We start from the raw sequence: 24,653 nt of genomic DNA, 5'->3' as shown, positions 1-24,653 counted from the left end.
CTTGCCCTTAAGGGTTCGCGCGCTTCTTCGTGCCGATCATGCGGCCGCCGAACGTGAGTACGGCCGCCAGCATCAGGGCCAGCGGTGCGAGGAAAACGGCAAGCGCCAAAGGCGGAATCGGCAGCAGCAGCACCACTCCGACGGTCGCGGCCGCGACGACGCCGACGGCGAGCAACGGCAGGACGCCAGACGCCCAGCGCCGTAACGTGCCCGGCTCGACGACGGTGTTGCCGGCCAGCTCGTCGGCGAGCTCGATCGTGATCGCGTAGGCCAGCAACAGAATTCCGACCAGCACCGCCAATATCGCCGGCAACCGGCCGGAGGCGGCGGCGCCCGCGGCCCCGATGATCACCGCGATGAACGCGACCGGCTCGAACAGCGCGGAGGTCCGGTGGATCATTCCCGGCACGACCGCCAATCCACCGGCGATCAGGACGAACCAACCGAGCCCGCCGGGCGCGGCCAGTACCGTCACCAGGACGGCGAGCAGCCCCGGCACACCGGCCAGCACGCCCGCCAGGCGCGGCGCTCGCCTCGGCGCCGGCGCAGGCGTCGCTTCGGTTCCTGCCCCGGCTGCAGGGACAGGCGTCTGCGCGGTCATCGGGCCGCCCGCAACAACGGCTCCAGGCGTACGCGGTCGAGCGGGACCCCGCCGTCACCCCACGGCAGCACCGTGACGCCCATCTCCGCCAGCCCGTGCATCAGCACCTCCCGCTCCAACCGCCACAGCCGAAGTGCCAGCCGCCCCTCCGGGCTTCGGTCGGTCGGCGGCTCGGTCGTCAGCACATCGATCACCACGACCGCGTGCCCGCGCTCGCGTACGTCACGTACGGCCTCGACCGCCCGCGGGTCGATCAACGGGCTGAACACGAACACCAGCGCGCCCGGCGGCAGCGCCTTGCGCGGCAGGTGCGCCAGCTCCGGCTCGAGGAACGAGTCGTCGCGGCGGGTGGTGAGCAACGTCTCGACGATGCGGTAGTACTGCCGCATCCCGATGTCGGGCCCGAGCCAGCGCAGTGAGCCGCCGAGCGACACCACGCCCACTCGGTCGGAGTACTGCAGATAGGCCTGGACGACGCCGGCCGCGCCACGGACGGCCAGATCGAGCGTGGAGGTACCCCACGGCCCGACGTCGACCGTGGTGTCGACGACGGCGATCACGTCGGCGGATCGCTCGGCGTGGTAGGCGTTCACGAACAGGTCGCCCCGGCGCGTGCTCACCGACCAGTTGATCCGCCGCATCAGATCGCCGGGAGCGTACGCACGTACCTCCGCGAACTCCGTGCCGGTGCCGCGCCGCCGCGAGACGTGGCTGCCGAAGCGGTCGAGCAGCACCGGTGGCACCGTGAGGTCCTTGGCCCGGGCGGGCGGCGGGAACACCGTCACCTGCTCCATCGACAGGTCGAGCATGCCGACATGGCCGAACCCAGGCGTATGCAGGCGGATCCGCAGCGGACCGGGCGTCCAGCTCCCCCAGCGGACCGGGCGTACCTTCCAGGTCGCGGTGTAGGCCTTGGTGTCGTAGCTCAGCCGCCGGGCGTCGTCCGGCTGCTCGAACCCGTGCGGCATATGCAACACCGCGCCGATCCCGCCCAGCGGATCCGGCGACGCGACCCGTACGGTCAGGTCGAGCTCGTCGTCTTCGAAGCAGCGCGGTTCGGAGACAGTCGCGGACACCGCCACCTGCGGTGGCCGGCGCCGGTGCGCCACCAGCACGCCGGCGGCCAGGCACGGCGCGGCGACCACGACCAGCTCGGCCCGGCTCGTGATGACCGCGACGATCAGGGCGAGCCCGGCGATGGCCGACAGCCGCACCAGCAGGCTGGAGACCTTCCAGGTCGGCGTGAACGGTCTCACGAGACCCCTGTGACGGCCTGCTGATGCTGTTGCTGGGGCTGGCTCTGGGGCCGGGTCGCCGGCGTGGCCACGTCCTCCAGCACCTCGGCGATCACATCCGAACCCGACACCCGGCGTACCCACAGCTCCGGCCGCAGCACGATCCGGTGCCCGAGCGCCGGAGCGGCGACCCGCTGGACGTCCTCGGGCGTGATGTAGTCGCGGCCGGCCAGCACCGCCGCGGCCCGGGCCAGCTGCGTGACCGCGAGCGTGCCGCGCGGGCTGGCGCCGACCTGGGCCTTCGGGTGGTGCCGGGTGGCCTGGACGAGCGCGACGATGTACGCGAGCAGATCGTCGTGCACCTCCACCGCCTCCAGCGAGCCCATCATGTCGAGCAGCTCGGCGGCACTGGAGGTCTGGTCGACGGTCGGCGCCACGCCACCGCGGCCGATCCGCCGCCGGACCATCTCGGCCTCCAGCCCGGCGTCGAGGTAGCCGAGCTTCGTCCGCAGGACGAACCGGTCCAGCTGGGCCTCGGGCAGGGGGTAGGTGCCTTCGTACTCGATCGGGTTCTCCGTGGCCAGCACGACGAACGGACCGGGCAGCGGCCGGGTCACGCCGTCGGAGGAGACCTGCCGCTCCTCCATCGCCTCCAGCAGCGCTGCCTGTGTCTTCGGCGGCGTGCGGTTGATCTCGTCGGCGAGCAGGAACTGGGTGAAGACCGGGCCCTCGCGGAAGCTGAACTCGCCGGTCTTCTGGTTGTAGATCGCGGCGCCGGTGAGGTCCTGCGGCAGCAGGTCGGGCGTGAACTGGACGCGGGTGAACGACAGGCCGAACACGTTCGCGAACGTGCGGGCCAGCAACGTCTTGCCCATACCGGGCAGGTCCTCCAGCAGCACGTGGCCGCCGGCGAGCACGCCCATCAGCACGAGCTCGAGCGCGTCGCGCTTGCCGACGATCACCTTCGAAAGCTCGCCGACGACCTCGCGCGCACGGGCGTGGGTCTGCTCCGGCGTCATGCTCATCTGCTTCTCTCCTCGAACCCCGTCGACTGTGTTTGTGAGTGCTTGTGGCAGGTGCTTGTCGCTAGAGCGCCTCGATCGCGGCGACCACGCGCTCGACCTCCTGGACGTCCACGCCGCCTCTGGACCGGTCCTGGGACGGGGCCTGCTCGGGCGCCAGCACCAGCCACGCGTGCTCTCCCAGGAGCTGCCGCGCCCGTTCGGGCTGGCGGTCCAGGTCGACTCCGTGCCGGTCGGCGAGGCGCACCGTGGCCGCCCGGAGCAGCCGTTTGCGCATCAGCACGTCGAAGTCGCGCCGGGAGTAACGGCCCCACGCCAGGTCGCTGACCGCCTTGTCGTACGCGGGAAACTTGCCGAGGTGGTACGAGCCGCGCCAGTGCCGGTAGCGGGTGTACAGCCGGCCGGCCCAGCCGAACCAGGCGCGCAGTCGCGACGAGCGCGGCAGCCGGTCGTCGCGCAGGTTGACCATCAGCGCGATGAACTCGTTGACGGCGAGCGCCAGCAGCGCGAGCAGCGCCCCGGCCGGGCCGAGCAGGATGAGAGCGGCGACCACAGCGAAGTACAGCCAGGGCCGAAGCTCGTTCATCGGACTCCTGCCGACTCGTCCTGCCTGGCGGCTGCCGCTCGTGCGATCGCTGCCTCGAGGTCGGCGTCGAGCTCGGCCAGCGCGCGCTCGGCGTACTCGCGAGCACCGAGCGGCATCGGGCGATCGGAGAACCTGGCCCGTTCGAACAGCTCGGTGAGCTCGGCGGCCGCCGCCGCAGCGGCCGGACCGAACAGGCCGGCCGCACCGGCTTTGCTCAGGACTTCGGTCGGGGTGTCGGCGACCCTGCGTTGGACGCCGGCCCGCGTGAGGGCGTTCTCCATCGCGGCGTACGCGGCGATCACCGCGCTCCTCGCGTCGACCTGGCCGGCCATCGCGGCCTGACCGGCGGCGATCACGACCCGCAGGTCCTCGGCCTCGCTCCGCTCGTCGACGGGCGGGAGGTTGTCACGGGTGCGGTACCACAACAGGCCGGCCAGCGCCGCGATCGCGAGGCCTGCCAGGATTGCCAGCGGGATGCCCGACGCCACACCGGGCGACACCGAGCCACTGCCGGTCTCGGCCGGAGGTGTCGGCACCGTTCCCGGCGGCTTGACCATCGGCAGCTGAGCATTTCTGCCCTTCGGAGCGCACTGGGCGGCCAGCGCGAACAGTCCCGCGACGATCAGCATGCCGAGCGCCTGCATGAGCGGGTTCGTGCGCTTGCGGGGTGGGCCGGTCGGCCGGCGCTTGGGCATCGCCCAGAGCAGGAAGCCGAACACGATGGTGCAGGCGGCGAGGACGACCAGCACCGTGGGCGTGAGGTCGGGGCGGTAGGACTGTTTGCCGAGCTCTACTTGCTCGCGCAGGCCGACGCCGACGGCTCCGACCGCGAGCAGTGCCACGACGATGCCCACCAGCAGCAGCGGGTTCTGCTTGAGCTGCTCGAGGCGGCGTTCCCAAGCGCGCACAGCGCATCGCCTCCCTTCGGCACGTCCGGCGGCTGCGGACGGTCACACCCGAGTGTTGCCACCTTAGACACAACCCGGATCGAATGCGGCGTTCGAGATCACATCGTCATCCGGGTGGCAGCAATCGGACGTCGAACGGTGCGGGCGGGAGGGTCCATGCGCCCTGCTCGTCCTGGCGGAACGCGAAGTGCCATTCGTCCGGTTCGTCGAAGCCGTCGCCGCCGTCGAGGATCAGGTGGCCACCGGGACCGCCGTCGGGCTGACCGGCGGCCGGCCGACAGGCCTCCAGCCGGACGCGGCCCCGCTCGTCGTTCAGAGGGAGCACCGCACCGGCTCTGACCAGCACCGCGGGACCCTCGTCGAGGGCCGCCCGAACGCGCACCTCGCCGGGACCGTCGTACGCCAGCCCCGTACGGCGGTCGTACCAGCGGCCCGACGGGAGCCGGACCGTCCGTTCGGTGGCGCCCGGCTCCAGGATCGGCGCGACGAGCAGGGCGTCGCCCAGCAGGAACGCGTCGCCGACGTCGCACAGCTCGTGGTCGGCCGGGTCGGCCCAGAGGAGCGGGCGGACGTAGGGCGCGCCGGTGCGGTTGGCCTGGTGGGCGAGCGTGTACCAGTACGGCAGCAGCTCGTAGCGCTCGCGCAGGACCGCCCGGGCGGCGTCGAGTGTCTCCGGTCCGAAGCACCACGGCTCGCGCGGCGGACCGGTGACGTCGGAGTGGGTGCGGAAGAACGGCAGGTAGGCGGCCAACTGGAGCCAGCGCAGGTAGAGCTCGGCGTCGGGGCGGCCGTCGAAGCCGCCGATGTCCGGGCCGGAGTACGGCACGCCGCACATGCCGAGGCCGATCGTGAACGCGAGGCTCGTGCGCACCGACTCCCAGGAGGTGCTGATGTCTCCGGTCCAGCTGCCGGAGTAGCGCTGCATGCCGGCCCAGCCGGAGCGGGAGATCAGGAACGGACGCTCGCCGGGACGGTGCCTGCGAACGCCGTCGTAGCCGGCGCGGTTCATCAACAGGCCGTAGACGTTGTGCGCCTCGCGGTGGTCGCCCGGACGGCCGTCGAGGTTGTGCCTGGTGGTCAGCGGAAGCGTCGGATCGCCGAACGCGGCGAACGCCGAAGGCTCGTTCATGTCGTGCCAGAAGCCGGCGACGCCCTGGTCGAGGTAGCCGGCGTACTGCGCCGACCACCAGTCGCGAGCCGACGGATCGGTGAAGTCGGGGTAGGCGGTGACGCCGGGCCAGACCACTCCGGTGGCGAGCCTCCCGTTCCGGTCGCGGCAGAAGGCGCCCGCGGCCTGCCCTGACACGTAGCGGGGGTTGTCCTTGCGGCGGGCGATCGCGGGGTCGACGATCACGACGAGGTGGATGTCGCGGCCGGCGAGCTCGTCGGCGAGGCCCTTGAGGTCGGGGTAGCGGTACTCGTCGACGTTGAAGACCTGCTTGCCGCGCAGGTGGTCGATGTCGAGCCAGATGCCGGAGAGCGGCAGCTCGTGCTCGGCGAACCCGTCGGCGACGGCGAGGATCGCCGCCTGGCTGCCGTATCCCCAGCGGGACTGGTGATAGCCGAGCGCCCAGCGCGGCGGCAGCGCCGGCCGGCCGGTGAGCGCGGTGTAGGAGTCGAGCGCCTGCGCCGGCGTACCGGGGAAGACGTAGTAGCGCAGCGGCCCGCCGGTCATCGTCACGGTGACGTCGTCGTCGATCCGGACGGTGCCGTCGAAGCTGTTGTCGTGGAACGTGAGCTGGCCGGTCGTGCCGGTGGCGTAGTAGACCGGCATGGTCAGCGCGAGTGGGTCGTCGCCGGCCTGGAAGCTGCCGCCGCGTTCGGTGTTCCAGAGCCGGTACGTCCCGGGCCTGCGGTTGGGTGCCGTGGAACGACCGCCGAGGCCGAGGACCGCGGCGTCCGCCGCGAGGTGAGTGCGATGAGTCCAGCCGTCACCCGACCATTCCGGGGCTGCGTCCCGGCGGAAGAGCTGCCCGTCGTACCGAAAGTGCAGCTCACCGTCGGGCCGGACGTCGACCGTGAGCCTGTCCGTGACTGTCCCCGAGTCGGGCACTGTCTCGGGCTCGCTCACCAGGGCGTAGGACGGCAGCGGCTCGGCGCCGTCCCAGCCGACGAAGACGCCTCCCCCGGCCAGGTAGCGAAGCTCCAGCGTCGTGTGCTCGAACCGGAACAGCGTGCCGCTGCCCGTCTGGTCGACCGACCGCAGCGTTCCCGGGCTTCGTGGTGGCGAAGCCGGGTCGGTCTGCGAGCGGGTCAACGACCGGTCCCGCACCGCTCGGCGGGCGGAGTACCCGACCGCCCGGAGGCTGTTGCCCGGACCGATCAGCGCTGCCGAGCGCGCGAGCGCCCGCAGCTCTGCCGCAATTCTCCGGGGACGACCCCGGACCCCGGCTGCACCTTTCCGGGGACGACCCCGGACCCCGTACAAAACGTGGCGACACCATCCGCGAATAGATGATGTCGCCACGTCTTCTGCCTGTTCTAGGACGGCGTTGGGCCGGCAGCCTGCCTAGGATCACCTGGTTGGCGCCTAGTGCCGGTCATGGCCGTCACAGGTCGATCAATGATCGTCGCTGTCGCCACGCTGCTCCGGGAGTACCCCTGCAAGCAGGGCGCGTACCTCCGACTCGCGATAGCGACGATGCCCCCCGAGTGTTCGGATCGAGCTCAGCTTGCCGGCCTTGGCCCAGCGGGTGACCGTCTTCGGGTCGACCCGAAACATCGCTGCGACCTCGGCAGGTGTTAGTAGCTGCTCGGTTTCCTGCGCTCGTGTTGTCATTTATGCGGCCTCCTCACGAGAACCGGACGGTGAAGTCCGTCCCGCACCCTCCATGGTGCATCGAATCCTTGGCATAAGAAATGGGCATTTCTCAGATCAACGTCCTTGGATGACTCACGCCCCGTTATTCATCCCCCACCCTGCGTGATCGTGGTGTTGAGCCAACCCATTTCTCACGTGACTGACGGTAACTCGCCCACAGGGGTTCCGCCCAGATTTTCCCCAAATTTCTGACCCGATCCGGGATGTCTTGAGGCGAGCGATCGTGCCTGTGGGCCGGTGCGATCGGAACGTGATGCCGCCGTCGCGGAAAGTGTTCGAGTAGGCTCGCGGGGCCCGGTCCGTGCAGGTCAGCACCCTGACACATCGCCGGTCCTTTGAGCCATTTTTCGCCTACTCACCGTGACATTTGCTGCGGCACCCTGGATAGTCCCATTAGGGATGATTCGCGAAGCTAGAGCTCGGTTGCAACGAATCCGGCCCGAAGCGAGAAAAGTTGGCAGGGTCCGGCTCGCGTCTCTCGCCAGTGTTCCGATCCGCACGGATCTATCGTTGAACCAAAGGTCCGCACCAAACCTCCGCGCCAACCCAGCGGAATGGTCGAAGGAGGGTCACCACAGTGACCAAGGACGCAACCGCGTCGACCGGGGAGGGCGAGGCGCAGGCGTACCCGCCGGCCAAACCTGATCCTGCCAAGGCTGAACCGGTTCAGCCGGGTGTGTTCGCCCGAATCTCCGGACACGAACAGGTCGTCTACTGCAACGACGACACGAGCGGCCTGCGAGCGATCATCGCGATCGCCTCGACCGCCCTGGGACCCGCGCTCGGCGGTACCCGCTTCTACCCCTACGCCAGCGAGGCCGCGGCGCTGTCGGACGTGCTCAACCTGTCCACCGCGATGGCCTACAAGGGCGCTCTCGCCGGCCTCGACCTCGGCGGCGGCAAGGCCGTGATCATCGGCGACCCGTCCCGCGACAAGACCGAGGCGCTGCTGCGGGCGTACGGACGGTTCGTGCAGTCGCTTGGCGGCCGCTACATCACGGCGTGCGACGTCGGCACGTACTCCCCCGACATGGACCTGATCGCTCGCGAGTGCGCGTACGTCACCGGGCGCACGACCGAACACGGCGGCGCGGGCGACTCGTCGATCCTGACCGCGTACGGCGTCTTCCAGGGCATGCGTGCCTCCGCCGAACGCGTGTGGGGCTCCCCCGACCTGCGCGGCCGGCGGGTGGGCATCTCGGGCGTCGGCAAGGTCGGACGGCACCTGGTCGACCACCTGCTCGCCGACGGCGCCGAGATCGTCGTCGCCGACGTCTCGGAGGCCGCCGTCTCGGCGGTGGTCTCGAAGCATCCCCGGGTGACCGCGGTCGGCTCGAGCGCGGAGCTCGCGGCGGCCGACGTCGACGTCTACGCGCCCTGCGCGCTGGGCGGTGCGCTGGACGACGCCACGGTGGCCACCTTGCGGGCCAGGGTCGTCTGCGGAGGCGCGAACAACCAGCTCGCCCACACCGGGATCGAGAAGGCGCTGGAGGAACGCGGGATCCTGTACGCCCCGGACTACTGCGTCAACGCCGGCGGCCTCATCCAGGTGGCCGACGAGATCGAGGGCTTCGACTTCGAACGCGCCAAGGCCCGCGCGACCGGGATCTTCGCCACCACCCGCAAGGTCTTCGACCTCGCCGAGGACGAGGGCGTGCCACCCGCCGTGGCCGCCGACCGGCTGGCCGAGCGGCGCATCGCCGAGGTCGGCCGCCTCCGCAGCCTCTGGCTCGGCAACCCCCGCTAGGCCTGGTTCCAGAAACCGGCCCAGAAACCGGCCGGAACAGGCGTGGACAGGCGGCTGGCCACGTCCGACTGCGAAGGCTGGGGAGTCGGGCGTGGCCAGTCGCGGCTTGGGTCAGGTGCGCTTGGCGCACCAGTGGACGGCGTTGCGGAGGATGTGCCGCACGTCGTCGCGGTAGTACGTCGGGTTCTCCTCGTGGCCCGGGCGGAAGTAGAAGACGCGGCCCGCGCCGATCTCGTACGCCAGGCCCGAACGGAACTCGTGCCCGCCCGGGAACGTGGAGTGGAAGACCACCGTGTCCGGCTTGCCGCAGCCGAACTCCTCGTCGTACATCTCCTCCGGGTCGATGTCGAAGTCGGTCACACCGGCCGCCACCGGGTGGTCGGGCGCCAGCACCTTGACCGACTCGGGGCCGGCCTCGTGCTTCACGCCGCCGATCCGTCCGTCGTCGCCGATCAGGCGGCAGAACGGCTTGGCCATGTGCGACGAGTGCAGCGCGAGGAAGCCCATGCCGCGCTCCTTCACGTGCCGCTCGATGCGGTCGACCGTCGAGTCGTGCACCTGGCGGTGGAGCATGTGCCCCCACCAGGCGAGCACGTCGGTCTGCTCCAGTACGTCCTCCGGCACGCCCTGCCCGGGGTCGACCAGCTCGGCGGTCGAGACCACCAGCGCGGGGTCACCGCGAAAGCCGTCCGCCACGGCGCCGTTGATGTCGTTGGGGTACATCTCCTTCGGCGCGGTGTGCTCGGACCAGACCAGCACGCGGATCTTGGAGTCGTTCACAGGGGAACCTTTCGGTCAGCTCTTGAATCAGCTCTGAACTCGTACAGCGGAGGCGACGGTGGCTCTACATCTTGAGCCTGTCACTGGGACCTGAACGTGAAACGGGGTCCTGGCCGAATCCGGCCGACCGGGCCCGGCCTTTCGGATCGGACCACCGGGCGGGCGAAGCTGGTCAGCGGCACAAGTCCTCCGGACCCCTTACGTTCCGGACCGGCTCCGTCACGTGAACGGAACCGGTGTGTCGCCGCCCCCACCGTGCACGAGTTGGTTTGCAGCCGGTACCTTTGACCTACGAACATATTTGACCGTTGATACCGAGGGCGGCAGGACACCTCCGTCCCGGTGATGTTGTGCGAGGGGGTCGACCCATGGGTCGCGGCCGCGCTAAGGCCAAGCAGACGAAGGTCGCCCGAGACCTGAAGTACCGCACGTACGAGCCTGACCTCGACGCGCTGCAACAGGAGCTCAGCGGTGGTCAAAAGGACGGCAACGGCGACAGCCGCAACCGTCCCGACGACGACGAGGAGTCCGACAGCACCCCGTCCGGCGACGACTACGACGACTACTACGCAGACGAGCACGCGAACCGCAACTGACAGCAGTCAGGCGGATCGCGGAGTCTAGCCGCGTGGGACACCCCCTGCCGAAACGGCCATCTCGGTAGATCTCTATCGGCCAGGTGACGCCTTGTCGGTCCAGGATGACGCTGGACGGGTGGGTGTGTCCTGAAGCTTTCGCGATCCGCGCGGTGAGCTCGCCGGACCTTCGGGCTTTCGGGCATGACCAAAAGTGGTCGCTGGTCTGTTCTCGCACGCATGCCCCAACTACGTTCCTGAGCCATCCAGTGCCCGCGCCTTGTAGCGCCGGCCGGCTCAGGAGGGGCACTCGCCATGACAGACCACGCCGCCAGGCCCTCTCGACGTACCCTGCTCTCCGCGCTCTCCACGGCAACGCTGGCTGCTGGCGTGGGCGCGCCCCTGCTTGATGACACCCACGCAACGCCCGCAGCGGCGGCCACGACAACCGCGGCCGGGCGGGCCGAGCCGGAGACGTTCGGCACCGCCGCCGTCACCGCCGCGATCGTCGGCTGGGCGCTGGACAGCGCCGACCCCGGCACTGCGTACGCCGTCACCCGTGGCCAGACGCCGCCCAAGATCGTCACGATCGACCTGGCGAACCGCGCGGTCACCAAGGTCGGCCGGATCCCGAACGGCGACGGCGGGTGGGCGGCGACCGTCTCGAACGGCCAGGTCTACGTCGGCACGTACCCGCAGGTCGAGCTCTACCGCCACGACCCAGCCAGTGGCGAATCGACCCTGCTCGACAAGCTCTCACCCGGCAACGGCTTCGTCTGGTGCCTCACGACCGCTCCTGACGGCGTGGTCTACGCGGGCACGTCACCTGGCTGCGAGGTGTGGGAGTACAACCCGGCCACCGACACGCTGCGCAGCCTCGGACGTGCGCACGCCGCGGTCGACTTCGCGCGGGTGATCGCCGCCGACGATGCGTTCGTCTACGTCGGCACCACTCCCGAGCGCCACGTCGTCGCCATCGACCGCGCGACCGGTGCGCGCCGCGACATCCTCCCGCCCGAACTGGTCGGCCCAGGCGCGATCTACGACATCCGGGCGACCGGCTCGCGCGTGCTCGCGACCACCGGCGGCGAGGTGTACGACCTCGCACCCGACGGCTCCGACGTCAAGATCCTCACCACGCCTGTCGTCGAGCCGCTCGACGCGCTCACGGTCACCGCCGACGGCGAGCTGTACGCGATCGCGCGGCGCAACGGCGGCATCTTCCGGCGTACCGGCGACGCTCTCGAGCTGATCGGTACCGAGAACGCCGGCGACGAGAATCGCGGTCTCGTCCCGCTCGGCGGGCAGCTGATCGTCGCCGGCGGCAGCGGCGGCCTGTGGTATCGCGACCTGGCCACCGGCGAGAGCACGCTGTTCGACCTGGCCGAGACCGAGGTGGCCGGGCCGGACCTGATCCAGTCGATCGCGCTCGATCCGGGCCGCGCGGTCTACGTCGGCGGGCACTACGGCCTCACCGAGCACAAACCGTGGGCCGGTACGTCGCGCCGGTTCCGGATCGCGGGTGAGCCCAAGGCGTTGCTGCCGCTCGACGGCAAGCTGGTCGCGGCGCTGTACCCGAGCAGCGAGGTCGTCGAGCTCGACCCGGCGACCGGCGACGTCCGTTCGTTCGGTACGACGGGCCTGCAGCGGCCGTGGGAGATCGCGTACGACAGCCGGCGCCGGCTGGTGCTGATCGCGAGCGCGCCGGGCACCGGGATCCTGACCGGCGGGCTGACCATCCTCGACCTGGCGACCGGCCGGCTGCAGAACTACCCGGACGTCCTGCCCGACCAGGGCGTCGTCTCGGTCACGATCGCAGGCGACGTCGCGTACCTCGCCGGCGACACCTATGGCGGTGGCAGCGTCACACCGAAGCGGACCACCGCGCAGGTGGCGGCGTTCGACCTCAGGACGCGGACGGTGCGGTGGCGGATCGAGCCGCTGCCCGCACAGCCGAGCCTGCAGCACATCGAGGTGCACGAGGGCGTGCTGTACGGCGTCTACAAGCGGACCAGCGGCACGTGGTTCGCGCTCGACCTGGCCGGCGGGACCGTGCGTACGCAGGGCAACCTCAGCGGCTACGGCGAGATCGCCGTGCACCGCGATACGGTCTACGCCGCCACCAACTTCGGCGACGACATCTCGGTGCTCGGCCCGGATCTGGCGGAGGCGCGGGTGCTGTACGAGGGGCTCACGGCCAGCTGGTTCACGGTGCCGCAGCTGGAGTTCGAGCCGAAGTCGTGGCTCGCCTGGGGCGCCGCCGGCCGCGACCTCGCGAGGTTCGACCTGCGGCCGTAGAAGACCAGGACAGCCCTAGCGGTAGTCGCCGACCAGCCTGGCCTGGCCGGTCTTCGCGTCGGTCTCGCCGACCGTGCCGGCCACCCACGCGCGTACGTCCCGCTCGGTGAGGAAGGCGATCGCGCGATCGGCGACGTCGGCCGGGACCAGGGCGAGCATGCCGATCCCGCAGTTCCAGGTGCTCTCGAACTCCGCCCGCTCGACGCCACCGAGCTCGGCCAGCACCGAGAACACCGGCGGGAGTGCCCACGTGGAACGGTCGAGGACGACTTCGAGCCCGGCCGGCACCACGCGCACGATGTTGTCGACGATCCCGCCGCCGGTGATGTGCGGGAACGCGTGCACCTCCACCGTCTCGGCGAGCGCGAGACAGTGCTTGGCGTAGACGCGCGTCGGCTCCAGGAGCTCCTCGCCGAGCGTGCGGCCGAACTCCGGCACCGACCGCTCCAGCGTCCAGCCCGCGGACTTCATGACGTGCCGCACCAGCGAATAGCCGTTGGAGTGCAGCCCGGACGACGCCATCGCGATCGCGACGTCACCCGCCCGAACGCGTTCGGCGCCCAGCAACGAGTCGGCCTCGACCGCACCGGTCACGGCACCGGCCAGGTCGTACTCCGACGGCTCCAGCAGCCCCGGGTGCTCGGCGATCTCGCCGCCGATCAGCGCGCACCCGGCCTCGACACACGCCGACGCGATGCCTTTGACGATCTGAGCGATCCGCTCCGGCACGACCTTGCCGCACGCGATGTAGTCGGTGAGGAACAGCGGCTCGGCCCCGCACACCACGATGTCGTCGACGACCATGCCCACGAGGTCGAAGCCCACCGTGTCGTGGATGTCGAGCGCCTGCGCGATCGCGACCTTCGTACCGACCCCGTCTGTCGAGGTCGCCAGCAGCGGCCGGCGGTAGGCCTTGAGTGCCGACGCGTCGAAGAGGCCGGCGAACCCGCCGATCCCACCGAGCACCTCCGGCCGCCGGGTCTTCTCGACCCACTCCTTCAGCAGCCGGACGGCGCGGTCGCCCTCGGCGATGTCGACTCCGGCGGCGGCGTACGTGGTCACGAGGGCACGACCTCCAGCTGGTGCTTGCCGAGCCTGGCGGAGTCGGGGATGCCGACGGGGTAGACGCCGTCGAAGCAGGCCCGGCACAGCCGCTCGGCCGGCACGGTGGACGCCGCGACCAGCTCTTCCAGCGAGATGTAGCCGAGCGAGTCGGCGCCGATCCGCTCGCCGATCTCCTCGACCGTCATCTCGGCGGCGATCAGCTCATCAGCGGACGCGAAGTCGATGCCGTAGAAGCACGGCCACTTCACCGGCGGCGACGAGATGCGTACGTGCACCTCCAGCGCTCCGGCCTCGCGCAGCATCCGCACCAGCGCCTGCTGGGTGTTGCCGCGCACGATCGAGTCGTCGACCATGACGATCCGCTTGCCGGCGATCACCTCGCGCAGCGGGTTGTACTTCAGCCGGATGCCGAGCTGCCGCAGCGTCTGCGACGGCTGGATGAACGTGCGCCCGACGTAGCTGTTCTTGACCAGGCCATGGCCGTACGGGATCCCGCTCTCCTCGGCGTAGCCCGCCGCGGCCGGCGTCGCCGACTCGGGCACCGGGATCACCAGGTCGGCGTCGACCGGGAAGTCCCTGGCCAGCCGCCGTCCGATCTCGACCCTGGTCGCGTGCACCGACTGGCCGGAGATCCGGGTGTCGGGCCGGGCGAGGTAGACGTACTCGAACAGGCAGCCCTTGGGATCGGCCGCCTTGAAGTGCTTGGACCGCACGCCCTGCTCGTCGATCGCCACCAGCTCACCGGGCTCGATCTCGCGCTCGAACCTCGCGCCCACGATGTCGAGCGCGCCGGTCTCGCTCGCGACCACCCAGCCGCGGTCGAGCTTGCCGAGCACCAGCGGGTGGATGCCCTGCGGGTCGCGCGCGGCGTAGAGCGTGTCCTCGTCCATGAAGACCAGGCAGTAGGCCCCCTCCAGCACCGGCAGCACCTCGAGCGCGGCCTCGAACAGCGACCGGTCGGGATAGGACGCGAGCAGCCCGGACACCAGGCCGGTGTCGGACGTGGAGATCGCGTCGCCGGTGCGCGAGGCGGTGGTGCCGGCCCGTTCGGCCAGCAGCGCGGCCAGCGTCTTGGTGTTGGTCAGGTTGCCGTTGTGGCCGAGCGCCAGCGAGCCCTGGGCGGTCGGCCGGAACGTCGGCTGAGCGTTCTGCCAGACGCTGCTCCCGGTCGTGGAGTAGCGACAGTGGCCAACCGCGAGGTGCCCGGACAGCGACTCCAGGGTCGCCTCGTCGAACACCTGCGACACCAGGCCCATGTCCTTGTAGACCAGGATCTGCTGCTCGTTGCTGACCGCGATGCCCGCGGACTCCTGGCCGCGGTGCTGCAGCGCGTACAGCCCGAAGTAGGTGAGCTTGGCCACTTCTTCGCCGGGCGCCCAAACGCCGAAGACACCGCAGGCGTCTCGGGGGCCCTGGTCAGATTGATGATCGGTCATATCAGGGTCGTGGGACAGTCGCCCATCACCGCACGGCACGTGTCGAGTGTAACCGGGACGAAGTGGATCACTGGCGTCCCTCACTGGCGCATCGGCCCTGCCTACTAGTTTTTGCTTTCATGCCTGACAACTCAGTATTGCCCAGCACGGCAAGTGCGCTCCTGCGCCGAACGGCCAGGGAGCAGGCCGAGGGGCGGGCTCCTGGGCTGGTCGCGGGCGTCGTACGCGACGGGTCACTGGCCTGGAGCGCGGGCCGCGGCCGGGTCGGTGGGGCGGCGCCGGACGCGGGCACCCAGTTCCGGATCGGTTCGATCACCAAGACATTCACGGCGATTCTGGTCGCGCGACTGCGGGACGAGGGCAAGCTGAGCCTGTCCGATCCGTTCGACCGGCATGTGCCGGGCACTCCGTTCGGTGACCGCACGATCGCGCAGCTGCTGTCGCACGCCGGCGGCATCCAGGCCGAGGGCAGCGTTCCCCCATGGTGGGAACGAGCCCCCGTTGCCGGGTGGGCCGAGTTCTCGACGACGTTCACCGACGACGTGATCAAGCTCCGCGCCGGCCGTCGCTTTCACTACTCCAACACCGGCTTCGCGGCACTGGGCGAGCTGGTCGCGCGCCTGCGCGGGACGAGTTGGTGGGACGCGCTGCAGGCGGAGATCCTGGAGCCGCTGGGCCTGCGGCGGACGACGTACTTCCCCTCGGTGCCGCATGCCGACGGTTTCGCTGTTCACCCGTGGGCCGACGTTCTGCTGCCGGAGCCCTCCGAGGACTCCGGTGCGCTGGCGCCGGCCGGGCAGCTCTGGTCGACGGTCATCGACCTCGCACGCTGGGGCGCGTTCCTCGGCGGCGACACCGGTGACGTACTCCATCCGGACACGCTGGCCGAGATGCGCGAGCCCGCCAGCGTCGACGACGGACCGGAGTGGACGGTCGGCTGGGGCCTCGGGCTGCAGTTGATGAAGTCCGGCGGCCGCACGCTGGTCGGGCACGGCGGCTCGATGCCGGGCTTCCTGGCCGGGCTGTTCGTCGACACCGATGACGGCTATGGCGCGATCACCATGGCCAACACGACGTCCGGAGCGGGCGTCGGCGTGCTGTGCGTCGACCTGATCTCGGCTCTGCGAGAGCTGGAACCCCCACTGCCGGCCGAGTGGATTCCGCCAGGCCCGCCGCCGAGCGGCGTGCTCGACGTGGTGGGGCCTTGGTACTGGGGCACGACTCCGCTGGTCATGCGCGCGACCGGCGTCGACGGCTGGCTCGACCTGAAGCCGCTGGCCGGGCGGGGCCGGGCGTCACGCTTCCGTCCCGCCGGCGACGACGAGTGGATCGGGCTGGACGGCTACTACGCAGGGGAAACGCTGCGCGTCGTCCGCGACGCCGACGGGTCGGTGAACCACCTCGACATCGCGACGTTCATCTTCGCGCGAACACCGTACGACCCGGGCGCTCCGATCCCAGGCGGCGTGCACGCCGATGGCTGGCGCTAGCGCGGGCTAAAGCCTGACTAAAGCGATCGTTGCGATGGTGCCCTCCTGAAGCACACTCACGAGGGAGCTCAACCGTGGCGACGTACGACCGCGAGGCGATCACGGCCTTCGCCGAGGTCTTCGAGACCGCGCGCCAGCAACTGGAGGACATCCGCGACACGATGCTGGTGCCGGAGGTGAACGACGACGACTTCGGCGAGTCGTGGCACGACGAGGGCGGCCAGTTCATCCAGCAGATCGAGAAGATCGAGCTGGACCTCGGCAACCTGGCCGACGTCATGGAACACCTCGGCCTGTCCATGATCGACTCGGCCAACAACATGCAGGCGGCCGAGGCGGACCAGGCCGAGCGTCTCAGCCGCTTCTCCGGCGACCTGGCGGGGGTCGCCGACGCCGGAACGGGGGCGTGACCCATGCGGTTCAAGCAGCCCGACGCCATCGACCGGATCCGCGAGGCGATGGTCGACGTCGAGACCTCCGGCGAGTCCAACGACGAGATCGGCGGCCCGCTCGACACCGGCGTCAAGCGCACGATCCCCGAGTACGACGAGAAGCTCCAGCTGGGACTCGACCCGGTGCCCGACGAGGTACGGCAGCAGATCAACGGGATCCGGTGGGGCGTGATCGAGCGCGAGGGCGCCCGGCTCACCGGCCTCGGCGACGCGCTCGACGACATCGCCGACTGCATCACCTCGGGCATCAAGCAGATCGAGGACGGCAAGGCCTGGGAGGGCGAGGCCTTCGAGGCGTTCAAGCAGACCGCGGGCCAGACCGTCCAGGGCATGCTGGTGGCCAGCGCCGCGCTGAAGGTCGCCGGCAAGATGGTCTCGCACACGACGGAGAAGCTGCGCGAGCTGTACGGCGAAGAGGGCTACCGGGCGTTCAGCGAGCGGACGTTCGAGTTCAAGGGCATGCCGAAGTCGTCGGAGCTGCACCTCCTCGACGGCGAGACCATCGACACGATTCCGCTGTGCGGCGCGATGTGCCACGACGAGGACAACCTCGGCACCGGCGACATCACCGGCCTGCCGGACAACATGCGGCAGAACGGCAGGCGAGCATCGGCGAGGAGCTACGCCTCCATGCGGGTGCTGACCTCACACTGGCTCAAGTGGTACGGCGAATGGGACGGCACGGACCACGCGCAGGACATCGGCATGAGCGTGTCTCGTACCGAAAGCGAGTGCTCACCGATCGCGCCGGCGATCATCCTCTGGTACCAGATGACCGCGTCGGTGAAGTCGAGCGTCTCGCAGCTGTACGACGGCATGCTCGAGCAGCTCACGTCGTACGCGGACTCCGACCACTTCCGGCGCCTGAAGGGAGAGGTCGGTGCCTGATCCTCTCCTGGACGAGGCCGCGCTCGCGGCGTTCCGACGACGTTCCGACGACGTTGTGTCCGACGGCCTGCGCGTGCTCGCCGGCGGGCTGGCGCAGGCGGCCGAGCTGTCGCAGCTGGCGGTTGACACGCGCGCCGAGTCAGAGCACCAGAAGGCGGTCCTGCAGGAACGGCGCCGGGCCGAATCCTCGTCCAGCGATTGATGTCGGTGCTCGAAGGTAGAACTAGGCACATGACCATGAGCGCCACGCCTACCCCCGTCAACGTCATCGAGCTGATCCCCCGCGGCGCCGCCGAGTTCGGCTCGCGGGTTCAGCTGGTGTCCCCGGCCCGCTGGGACGACTCGACGCCGTGCACCAAGTGGTCCGTCCGCGACCTGGTCGGTCACCTGGTCTCCGAGCACTTGTGGGTGCCCGACCTGCTGGCCGGCAAGACGATCGAGGAGGTCGGCAACCGCTACGACGGCGACGTCCTCGGCGACGATCCGATCGGTGCGTGGAACGCCGCCATCCAAGGCTCGCTGGCAGCCTGGAGCGAGGCGAGCGAGGACCAAACCGTCCACCTGTCGTTCGGCGACGCGCCCGCTCACGAGTACGCCGAGCAGATGCTGTCCGACCTGGTGATCCACGCGTGGGATCTCGCCCGCGGCGCCGGGCTCGACGAACACCTCGACGGCATCCTGGTGGAGCACGTCTACTCCTACCTCGAGCCGCAGGCCCGCCAGTGGTCCGGGATGGGCGTCTTCGCCGCCCCCGTCGACGTCGATCCGGGCAGCGGCCTGCAGGACCTCCTCCTCGGCCTGACCGGCCGCAAACCCTGACAGCCGCCGGGGTCCCACCGGCAGCACCCGCCCACCGCGGCACACCGCCGCCCTGGTCACCCGTGGCCGGCGTGGCCCATCGCGGCACGCCGGTGGCCACCGCCCCGCCGCCGCAGCACACCCGCAGCAGCCCGCCCACCCGCGGCACATCGCCACCCCCGGTCACCCCGCGTGGCCGGCATGACGGCGCGCCCACCACGGCACACACCGGCGCCAGCGCCCCATCGCAGCGCACCGGCACCCCGGTCACCTGCGGCCGGCATGACGGCGGCGGCGTCGGCGGGGGTTGGCGTGGCAGCATGAAGGCGTGATCGATCCGCGCAGATTGCGGGTGTTGCGGGCACTGGCCGACGAGGGCACGGTGACGGCCGCCGCCCACGCGTTGTTCCTCACCCCGTCCGCCGTGTCGCAGCAGCTGGCCGCGCTGGAGAGTGAGGTCGGCCAGCCGATCCTGCAGCACTCCGGGCGGCGCGTCGAGCTGACGCCCGCCGGGCGCATCCTGCTCGCCCACGCCAACGCGATCCTCGCCGAGCTGGAACGGGCCGAAGCCGCCCTCGCTGCCCACGCCAAGGGCCTCGGCGGCCGGCTCACCGTCGCCGCGTTCGCGACCGCCATCTCGCTGGTCGTCGCGCCCGCGATCGCCGAGTTGCGGCAGGCTGCTCCCGGACTCCAGGTGCTCGTCCGCGACTCCGAAGGCCAGGACAGCCTCCCCCTGCTGCTCCGCGGCGAGATCGACGTCGCTGTCGCCGACGCGCAGCCGCACGCCCTGCCCGTACCCGACTGGGACCAGCGCCTGGTGACCACGCCGCTCTACAGCGAGCCGTTCGACCTCGCGCTGCCGGCAGACCACCGGCTGGCCTCCGGTTCCGCGTCCGACGTACGGCTGACGGATCTGGTCGGCGAGCGGTGGATCGGCCCCTACCCCGGCAACCCGTGCCACGAGATGATCGCGACCGCCTGCGCCCACGAGGGCGTCGAGGTGTCGTATGCCCACCATTCCGACGACTTCCGCGCGGTCGCCGCCCTGGTGTCCGCGGGCGCCGGCGTCGCGCTGATCCCCCGGCACGCGCTCAGCGGCGTCGAACGGCCTGGCCTGCTGCTGCGCCCGCTGGCCGGCACCGCGCCCGAACGCCGGGTCTTCGCCGCCATGCGCCGGGGCGCCGAGTCGCGCCCGGCGATCGCCGCGCTGCTGGCCGAGCTCACCAAGGCGTCCTTGCAGAAGAACTGAACAAGCCTTGCAGATTTCCTCCATGGACCGGGTACAGCCGACAGTGTGAGAGTGTCCGCATGCGCGCACTGCTGAAGGCGAAACCCGAGGCCGGCCTGCGGCTCGAGGACGTACCCGAGCCCCAGCCCGGTGACGGCGAGGTGCTCATCCAGGTGCTGCGAACCGGCATCTGCGGCACCGACCTGCACATCTTCGAGTGGGACGACTGGGCCCAGGGCAACGTCCCCACGCCCCTGGTCGTCGGGCACGAGTTCGTCGGACGGATCACCGAGGTCGGCTCGGGCGTCGCGGAGCTCAACGTCGGCGACATCGTCAGCGGCGAAGGGCATCTGATCTGCGGGCGCTGCCGCAACTGCATGGCCGGCCGCCGCCACCTGTGCGCCCACACGCTCGGTGTCGGCGTCAACCGGGCCGGCGCGTTCGCCGACTACATCGCGCTGCCCGAGTCGAACGTCTGGCGGCACCCGGCCGACATCGACCTCGACGTCGCCTCGATCTTCGACCCGTTCGGGAACGCCGTGCACACGGCGCTGGAGTTCCCGGTACTGGGCGAGGACGTGCTGATCACCGGCGCCGGCCCGATCGGCATCATGGCGGCGGCCGTCGTACGCCACGCGGGCGCGCGGCACATCGTGATCACCGACGTGAACCCGTACCGGCTCGACCTCGCCGACAAGGTGGGCGTGACGCGCGCGGTCAACGTCGCGCACACGCGGCTGGCCGACGTACAGGCCGCGCTCGGCATGCGCGAGGGCTTCGACGTCGGGCTGGAGATGTCGGGGCACGCGGGCGCGCTGCCGGAGATGGTGGAGAACATGGCGCACGGCGCGAGGATCGCGCTGCTCGGCCTGCCGTCCGGGCCGATCGACGTCGACTGGAACCACATCATCCTGCACATGCTCACGCTCAAAGGGATCTACGGGCGGCAGATGTTCGAGACGTGGTACTGGATGTCGGTGCTCGTCGAGCAGGGGCTCGACCTCAGGCCGGTCATCACGCACCGGTTCCCGGCGTCGGCGTACGAAGACGCGTTCGCGACCGTCCGCGAAGGGCACTGCGGCAAGGTCATCTTGGACTGGGAGGCATAGATGTACGGCTCGATGCGCTCGCACCTCGCGACGACGCTGGACGAGATCCGGGAAGCCGGGCTCTACAAGGGCGAACGGCCGATCACGACACCGCAGAGCTCGCACATCACCGTGGCCGACGGGTCGTCCGTACTCAATCTCTGCGCGAACAACTATCTGGGGCTCGCCGACCATCCCACGCTGATCGCCGCCGCGAAGGACGCGCTCGACGAGTGGGGCTTCGGGATGGCGTCCGTGCGGTTCATCTGCGGGACGCAGCAGCTGCACAAGGACCTCGAGGCGCGGGTGTCGTCGTTCCTCGGAACCGAGGACACGATCCTGTACTCCTCGTGCTTCGACGCCAACACCGGCCTGTTCGAGACGTTGCTCGGGCCGGAGGACGCGATCATCTCCGACGCGCTGAACCACGCGAGCATCATCGACGGCGTACGCCTGTGCAAGGCGCAGCGGCTGCGTTACAAGAACCGCGACATGGCAGACCTCGAGGCGCAGCTCAAGGAGGCGTCGGGCGCGCGATTCCGGATGATCGCGACCGACGGCGTGTTCTCGATGGACGGCTACTTGGCGCCGCTGCCGGACATCTGCTCGCTCGCGGAGCAGTACGACGCGCTGGTGATGGTCGACGACTCGCACGCGGTGGGCTTCATCGGCGGTCACGGCCGGGGTACGCCCGAACTGCACGGCGTCGCCGACCGGATCGACATCGTGACCGGGACGCTCGGCAAGGCACTGGGCGGCGCGAGCGGCGGCTACACCTCCGGGCGGGCGGAGATCATCGAGCTGCTGCGGCAGCGGTCCCGGCCGTACCTCTTCTCGAACTCGCTGATGCCCTCGATCGCGGCGGCGTCCATCGCCGCCCTGGACCTGCTGGACTCGTCCGACGAGCTGCGGTCACGGCTGCGGGAGAACACGGAGTTCTTCCGGGCCCGGATGACCGCGCTGGGCTTCGACGTCCTGCCCGGCGAGCACCCGATCATCCCCGTCATGTTCGGGGATGCGGTGCTGGCCGGTCGGATGGCGGAACACCTGCTGGGACTGGGGATCTACGTCACGGCGTTCTCGTACCCCGTCGTGCCGCACGGGACGGCCCGGATCCGTACGCAGATGTCCGCCGCCCACACCCTCGACGACCTCGAACGAGCCGCCACCGCCTTCGCCGAAGCCCGCGACAAGGTCAGCTGATCTGCTCGCTCCACTCCACGATCCGCTTGCGAAGCGCGGCCACCTCGGTAGGAGTCAAGTCGTACGGTTCGAACGCTTCGTCCGGTAAGCGATTGATGGCAGCCATTGCCTGCGCGAACATTGCCGGATCGAAGCCCGGATCATGGTCGGCTGCGAGCCTGAGGATCTTCTCCAGCGGGTATCGGCTCGATCGGAGGATGCCATCGACGTCGATGTAGTCGCGGACGGCACCTCTGCCGTACAGCGCACAGACCTTGTTGGCGACCGCGTCATCCGGGTGCAGAACTGATCCGACCTCCAGCCGGACTGGCGATTGGGCCCGCCAGTCGACACCCAGCTCGAGTCGCGCCGCCTCCTTGACTTCGGAGTCAGCGACGATCAACCGTGCGAACGTCGACGCGTTCTGCTCGACCGTGACGTCCAGTCCGTCGGCCTCCAGAGCAGAGACGACTGCCTCAACAGCTGCGGGAAAGTCTTGCTCCGCAGCCATCGTGGTGAAGAGATCGACGTCATCGGACCGGCGGACGACGAAGCCGTGGCCTGCACCGCATAGCCGCCGGCCAGGCAGAACCCGAACCTTTCGGCCGCGCTGAGCCCCACCCGGACCAACCGGGCGTGGAACACGTCCATCTGGGCTCACGCCGCCTTCGACAGCACGGGGAAACGGTTCTGCCACAGGGCGCGAACGCGCCGCGGCAGGAACATCCGCAGCCACGCCTCCTGCAACGATGTGCCGTTGACGAAGCGTCTCAAGTCCTCGACGTTCTGCGCCTCGCGGAGCACGACCTCGTACATCAGGCTGAGCTGGCGGGGATCGTCGAGGTTGTAGCGGCGTTGTTCGGACCAGTCGAGGTGGAGGGGCAGCTCCACGACGCCCGTGGTCGGGCCGGTGAGCTCGGCGAGCGTGTCCGGCACGACGTACGGGCGACGGTCTGCGTACAGCACCCGACGTTCGGTCATGTGGCCAGTTTGGCCAGCAGCAGCGTCTCGGCCAGGCACGCGCGGGCGAAGTCGCCGAGGTGGAGGCTCTCGTCCGGGCCGTGCGGGCGCGAGTCGGGGTCGCCGCCGGCGCTGGTGACGAGGATCGTGGCCTCCGGGAACGTTGCGGCGAACTCCGCGATGAAAGGGATCGTGCCTCCGATGCCGATCTCGACGGGCTCGGTGCCGTCCCAGGCCTCGCGGAAGGCGGCGCGCGCGGCGTCGTAGTTCGTACCGGTGGCGTCGACGGCGAACGGCTGGCCGAGGTCGCCGTCGACCACGTCGACCTGGACGCCCCACGGCGCGTGCTTGGTGAGGTGGGCGCGCAGGGCGGCCATCGCGCTCTGGGCGTTGTCGCCTGGGGCGAGCCGCATGCTGACCTTCGCGCGGGAGCTCGCGATCAGCGTGTTGGACGCGTCGGCGACGCGGGTCGTGTCGATCGCGAGGACGGTCGCGGTGGGCTTGGCCCAGATCCGCTCGGCGAGCGTGCCGGAACCGATCAGCTGCACGTCGTCGAGCATCCCGGCCTCGGCGCGCAGCTGGGCCTCGGGGTAGTCGACCTCGGGCGTCGCCGCGGTGACCAGCCCCTCGACGGCGACGTCGCCGTTGGCGTCGTGCAGGGTGGCGAGCAGGCGGCAGAGGGCGGTGAGCGCGTCGGGTACGGCGCCGCCGAACTGGCCGGAGTGGACGCCGTACTTCAGCGCGCGCACCTCGACGTAGCAGTCCGCCAGGCCGCGCAGGCTCGTGGTGAGCGCGGGCGCGCCGACGGCGTAGTTGGCGGAGTCGGCGAGCACGATGACGTCGGCCTGGAGCTTGTCCTTGTAGGTACGCAGGAAATCGCCGAGCGTCGGGGAGCCGATCTCCTCCTCGCCCTCGACCAGCACGGTGACGCCGACGGGAGGCTCGCCGTTGTGGGCGCGGAGGGCGGCCAGGTGAGCGGCGATGCCGGCCTTGTCGTCGGCTGAGCCTCGCCCGTAGAGGCGGCCGTCGCGTTCCGACGGCTCGAACGGCGCGACCGTCCAGGTGGCGGGGTCGCCGGTGGGCTGCACGTCGTGGTGGGCGTACAGCAGGACGGTCGGCTTGCCGGCCGGCGCCGCATAACGGGCGAGCACGGCCGGCTGCCCGTTGGGGACGTCGAGGATCTCGACCTCGGGGTTTCCGACGCCGCGGAACAGCTCGGCGGTGGCTTCGGCACTGCGCCGTACCTCCTCGGCGGAGCCCGGATCAGCGCTGATCGACGGAATCCGGATCAGGCTTTCCAGGTCGGCCCGAGTGGCGGGCAGGACACGGCTCAAGGCGTCGCGCAGCTGATCGGAAGTCATGCCCTCGGAGCCTAGACGAGCCTGCGGTATCTGCGGCTTGCGCGGTTGCACCGGTCGCACGGATCGCGTGGGTTCGCGCGCCGGCAGGTTCGGCTGCGGCGGGTGAGACGGGCGCTCAGCATGCGGACAGGC

The 24,653-nt window shown here is 70.3% G+C and carries 24 protein-coding genes; 11 read left to right on the top strand and 13 right to left on the bottom strand.

Translation table 11 applies throughout. From position 1 onward, the window contains the following. Window positions 1-7: 7 nt before the first annotated feature. The 7 genes from ACYVF6_RS09685 to ACYVF6_RS09655 all read right to left on the bottom strand — a co-directional run bounded on the left by ACYVF6_RS09685 (window position 8) and on the right by ACYVF6_RS09655 (window position 7,131). On the bottom strand, window positions 8-511 hold the full coding sequence (locus tag ACYVF6_RS09685) for a hypothetical protein (protein ID WP_460518833.1): 504 nt from the start codon (window positions 509-511) through the stop codon (window positions 8-10). A gap of 86 nt (window positions 512-597) precedes the next feature. Next, window positions 598-1,857 (bottom strand): DUF58 domain-containing protein, encoded by a 1,260-nt coding sequence (locus ACYVF6_RS09680; RefSeq protein WP_460518829.1) that lies wholly within the window; start codon window positions 1,855-1,857, stop codon window positions 598-600. Continuing rightward, window positions 1,854-2,861 (bottom strand): AAA family ATPase, encoded by a 1,008-nt coding sequence (locus ACYVF6_RS09675; RefSeq protein WP_460518826.1) that lies wholly within the window; start codon window positions 2,859-2,861, stop codon window positions 1,854-1,856. The genes ACYVF6_RS09680 and ACYVF6_RS09675 overlap by 4 nt, the downstream gene beginning before the upstream one ends. Before the next feature lie 61 nt (window positions 2,862-2,922). Next, window positions 2,923-3,444: a hypothetical protein gene (locus ACYVF6_RS09670; RefSeq protein WP_460518824.1), complete on the bottom strand. Its 522-nt coding sequence runs from the start codon at window positions 3,442-3,444 to the stop codon at window positions 2,923-2,925. Next, window positions 3,441-4,352 carry a DUF4129 domain-containing protein gene (locus tag ACYVF6_RS09665; RefSeq protein WP_460518821.1) on the bottom strand — a complete coding sequence of 304 codons (912 nt, stop codon included), beginning with the start codon at window positions 4,350-4,352 and terminating at the stop codon, window positions 3,441-3,443. The genes ACYVF6_RS09670 and ACYVF6_RS09665 overlap by 4 nt, the downstream gene beginning before the upstream one ends. Window positions 4,353-4,458: 106 nt before the next feature. Then, window positions 4,459-6,609, bottom strand: coding sequence for a glycoside hydrolase family 31 protein (locus tag ACYVF6_RS09660; protein WP_460518818.1), 2,151 nt, complete (start codon window positions 6,607-6,609; stop codon window positions 4,459-4,461). 303 nt (window positions 6,610-6,912) lie between these two features. Continuing rightward, the gene (locus tag ACYVF6_RS09655; protein ID WP_460518815.1) at window positions 6,913-7,131 is read right to left on the bottom strand and encodes a BldC family transcriptional regulator; all 219 of its coding nucleotides are present in this window, start codon (window positions 7,129-7,131) and stop codon (window positions 6,913-6,915) included. 619 nt (window positions 7,132-7,750) lie between these two features. Between ACYVF6_RS09655 and ACYVF6_RS09650 the strand changes: the two genes are divergently transcribed. Next, on the top strand, window positions 7,751-8,920 hold the full coding sequence (locus ACYVF6_RS09650) for a Glu/Leu/Phe/Val family dehydrogenase (protein WP_460518812.1): 1,170 nt from the start codon (window positions 7,751-7,753) through the stop codon (window positions 8,918-8,920). Between the two features lie 111 nt (window positions 8,921-9,031). Here the strand turns inward: ACYVF6_RS09650 and ACYVF6_RS09645 are convergent, their stop codons facing one another. Next, the gene (locus ACYVF6_RS09645; protein ID WP_460518809.1) at window positions 9,032-9,700 is read right to left on the bottom strand and encodes a ThuA domain-containing protein; all 669 of its coding nucleotides are present in this window, start codon (window positions 9,698-9,700) and stop codon (window positions 9,032-9,034) included. Window positions 9,701-10,068: 368 nt separating this feature from the next. Here ACYVF6_RS09645 and ACYVF6_RS09640 point away from each other — a divergent pair, with 368 nt between their 5' ends. Together ACYVF6_RS09640 and ACYVF6_RS09635 are read left to right on the top strand one after the other, a co-directional pair. Beyond that, window positions 10,069-10,296 (top strand): DUF3073 domain-containing protein, encoded by a 228-nt coding sequence (locus tag ACYVF6_RS09640; RefSeq protein ID WP_460518807.1) that lies wholly within the window; start codon window positions 10,069-10,071, stop codon window positions 10,294-10,296. A gap of 294 nt (window positions 10,297-10,590) precedes the next feature. Beyond that, window positions 10,591-12,573 carry a hypothetical protein gene (locus ACYVF6_RS09635; RefSeq protein WP_460518804.1) on the top strand — a complete coding sequence of 661 codons (1,983 nt, stop codon included), beginning with the start codon at window positions 10,591-10,593 and terminating at the stop codon, window positions 12,571-12,573. A gap of 15 nt (window positions 12,574-12,588) precedes the next feature. Here ACYVF6_RS09635 and purM read toward each other — a convergent pair whose 3' ends face one another. After that, on the bottom strand, window positions 12,589-13,635 hold the full coding sequence (purM, locus tag ACYVF6_RS09630; RefSeq protein WP_460518801.1) for a phosphoribosylformylglycinamidine cyclo-ligase: 1,047 nt from the start codon (window positions 13,633-13,635) through the stop codon (window positions 12,589-12,591). Further along, window positions 13,632-15,113, bottom strand: coding sequence for an amidophosphoribosyltransferase (gene purF, locus ACYVF6_RS09625; RefSeq protein ID WP_460518798.1), 1,482 nt, complete (start codon window positions 15,111-15,113; stop codon window positions 13,632-13,634). Before purF ends, purM begins: the two co-directional genes overlap by 4 nt. Before the next feature lie 80 nt (window positions 15,114-15,193). Here purF and ACYVF6_RS09620 point away from each other — a divergent pair, with 80 nt between their 5' ends. The 8 genes from ACYVF6_RS09620 to ACYVF6_RS09585 all read left to right on the top strand — a co-directional run bounded on the left by ACYVF6_RS09620 (window position 15,194) and on the right by ACYVF6_RS09585 (window position 22,221). Next, entirely contained in the window at window positions 15,194-16,564 is a 1,371-nt protein-coding gene (locus tag ACYVF6_RS09620) for a serine hydrolase domain-containing protein (protein ID WP_460518795.1), read from the top strand. Window positions 16,565-16,638: 74 nt separating this feature from the next. Beyond that, on the top strand, window positions 16,639-16,974 hold the full coding sequence (locus tag ACYVF6_RS09615; RefSeq protein WP_460518792.1) for a hypothetical protein: 336 nt from the start codon (window positions 16,639-16,641) through the stop codon (window positions 16,972-16,974). 3 nt (window positions 16,975-16,977) lie between these two features. Next, window positions 16,978-17,904, top strand: a complete 927-nt coding sequence (locus ACYVF6_RS09610) for a hypothetical protein (protein ID WP_460518789.1) — start codon at window positions 16,978-16,980, stop codon at window positions 17,902-17,904. Beyond that, window positions 17,897-18,106, top strand: a complete 210-nt coding sequence (locus ACYVF6_RS09605; RefSeq protein WP_460518786.1) for a hypothetical protein — start codon at window positions 17,897-17,899, stop codon at window positions 18,104-18,106. Before ACYVF6_RS09610 ends, ACYVF6_RS09605 begins: the two co-directional genes overlap by 8 nt. A gap of 35 nt (window positions 18,107-18,141) precedes the next feature. Then, window positions 18,142-18,723, top strand: coding sequence for a TIGR03086 family metal-binding protein (locus ACYVF6_RS09600; RefSeq protein ID WP_460518783.1), 582 nt, complete (start codon window positions 18,142-18,144; stop codon window positions 18,721-18,723). A 307-nt stretch (window positions 18,724-19,030) separates the two neighbouring features. Then, entirely contained in the window at window positions 19,031-19,951 is a 921-nt protein-coding gene (locus ACYVF6_RS09595) for a LysR family transcriptional regulator (RefSeq protein ID WP_460518780.1), read from the top strand. Window positions 19,952-20,010: 59 nt separating this feature from the next. Further along, window positions 20,011-21,039 (top strand): L-threonine 3-dehydrogenase, encoded by a 1,029-nt coding sequence (tdh, locus tag ACYVF6_RS09590; protein WP_460518777.1) that lies wholly within the window; start codon window positions 20,011-20,013, stop codon window positions 21,037-21,039. 12 nt (window positions 21,040-21,051) lie between these two features. Then, complete coding sequence (locus ACYVF6_RS09585; protein ID WP_460519425.1) at window positions 21,052-22,221, top strand: glycine C-acetyltransferase; 1,170 nt, start codon at window positions 21,052-21,054, stop codon at window positions 22,219-22,221. Here the strand turns inward: ACYVF6_RS09585 and ACYVF6_RS09580 are convergent. From ACYVF6_RS09580 to ACYVF6_RS09570, 3 genes are read right to left on the bottom strand one after another with little or no spacing between them, the layout of a single operon-like run. Continuing rightward, complete coding sequence (locus ACYVF6_RS09580) at window positions 22,214-22,861, bottom strand: nucleotidyl transferase AbiEii/AbiGii toxin family protein (RefSeq protein ID WP_460519422.1); 648 nt, start codon at window positions 22,859-22,861, stop codon at window positions 22,214-22,216. The two genes, ACYVF6_RS09585 and ACYVF6_RS09580, sit on opposite strands and share 8 nt — an antisense overlap. Continuing rightward, on the bottom strand, window positions 22,858-23,181 hold the full coding sequence (locus ACYVF6_RS09575) for a hypothetical protein (RefSeq protein ID WP_460518774.1): 324 nt from the start codon (window positions 23,179-23,181) through the stop codon (window positions 22,858-22,860). The genes ACYVF6_RS09580 and ACYVF6_RS09575 overlap by 4 nt, the downstream gene beginning before the upstream one ends. After that, the gene (locus ACYVF6_RS09570) at window positions 23,178-24,521 is read right to left on the bottom strand and encodes a M20/M25/M40 family metallo-hydrolase (protein WP_460518772.1); all 1,344 of its coding nucleotides are present in this window, start codon (window positions 24,519-24,521) and stop codon (window positions 23,178-23,180) included. Before ACYVF6_RS09570 ends, ACYVF6_RS09575 begins: the two co-directional genes overlap by 4 nt. Between the last annotated feature and the right edge of the window lie 132 nt (window positions 24,522-24,653).

It is taken from the genome of Flindersiella endophytica, assembly GCF_054779015.1.
This window is presented reverse-complemented; position numbering and strand designations above follow the sequence as displayed.

Excerpts from the sequence above, each read along its gene's own strand:
- ACYVF6_RS09655 (WP_460518815.1), bottom strand. The coding sequence starts at position 7,131 with ATGACAACACGAGCGCAGGAAACCGAGCAGCTACTAACACCTGCCGAG.
- ACYVF6_RS09670 (WP_460518824.1), bottom strand. The coding sequence starts at position 3,444 with ATGAACGAGCTTCGGCCCTGGCTGTACTTCGCTGTGGTCGCCGCTCTC.
- tdh (WP_460518777.1), top strand. The coding sequence starts at position 20,011 with ATGCGCGCACTGCTGAAGGCGAAACCCGAGGCCGGCCTGCGGCTCGAG.
- ACYVF6_RS09640 (WP_460518807.1), top strand. The coding sequence starts at position 10,069 with ATGGGTCGCGGCCGCGCTAAGGCCAAGCAGACGAAGGTCGCCCGAGAC.
- ACYVF6_RS09600 (WP_460518783.1), top strand. The coding sequence starts at position 18,142 with ATGAGCGCCACGCCTACCCCCGTCAACGTCATCGAGCTGATCCCCCGC.
- ACYVF6_RS09610 (WP_460518789.1), top strand. The coding sequence starts at position 16,978 with ATGCGGTTCAAGCAGCCCGACGCCATCGACCGGATCCGCGAGGCGATG.
- ACYVF6_RS09570 (WP_460518772.1), bottom strand. The coding sequence starts at position 24,521 with ATGACTTCCGATCAGCTGCGCGACGCCTTGAGCCGTGTCCTGCCCGCC.
- ACYVF6_RS09635 (WP_460518804.1), top strand. The coding sequence starts at position 10,591 with ATGACAGACCACGCCGCCAGGCCCTCTCGACGTACCCTGCTCTCCGCG.
- ACYVF6_RS09675 (WP_460518826.1), bottom strand. The coding sequence starts at position 2,861 with ATGAGCATGACGCCGGAGCAGACCCACGCCCGTGCGCGCGAGGTCGTC.
- ACYVF6_RS09620 (WP_460518795.1), top strand. The coding sequence starts at position 15,194 with ATGCCTGACAACTCAGTATTGCCCAGCACGGCAAGTGCGCTCCTGCGC.
- ACYVF6_RS09585 (WP_460519425.1), top strand. The coding sequence starts at position 21,052 with ATGCGCTCGCACCTCGCGACGACGCTGGACGAGATCCGGGAAGCCGGG.
- ACYVF6_RS09575 (WP_460518774.1), bottom strand. The coding sequence starts at position 23,181 with ATGACCGAACGTCGGGTGCTGTACGCAGACCGTCGCCCGTACGTCGTG.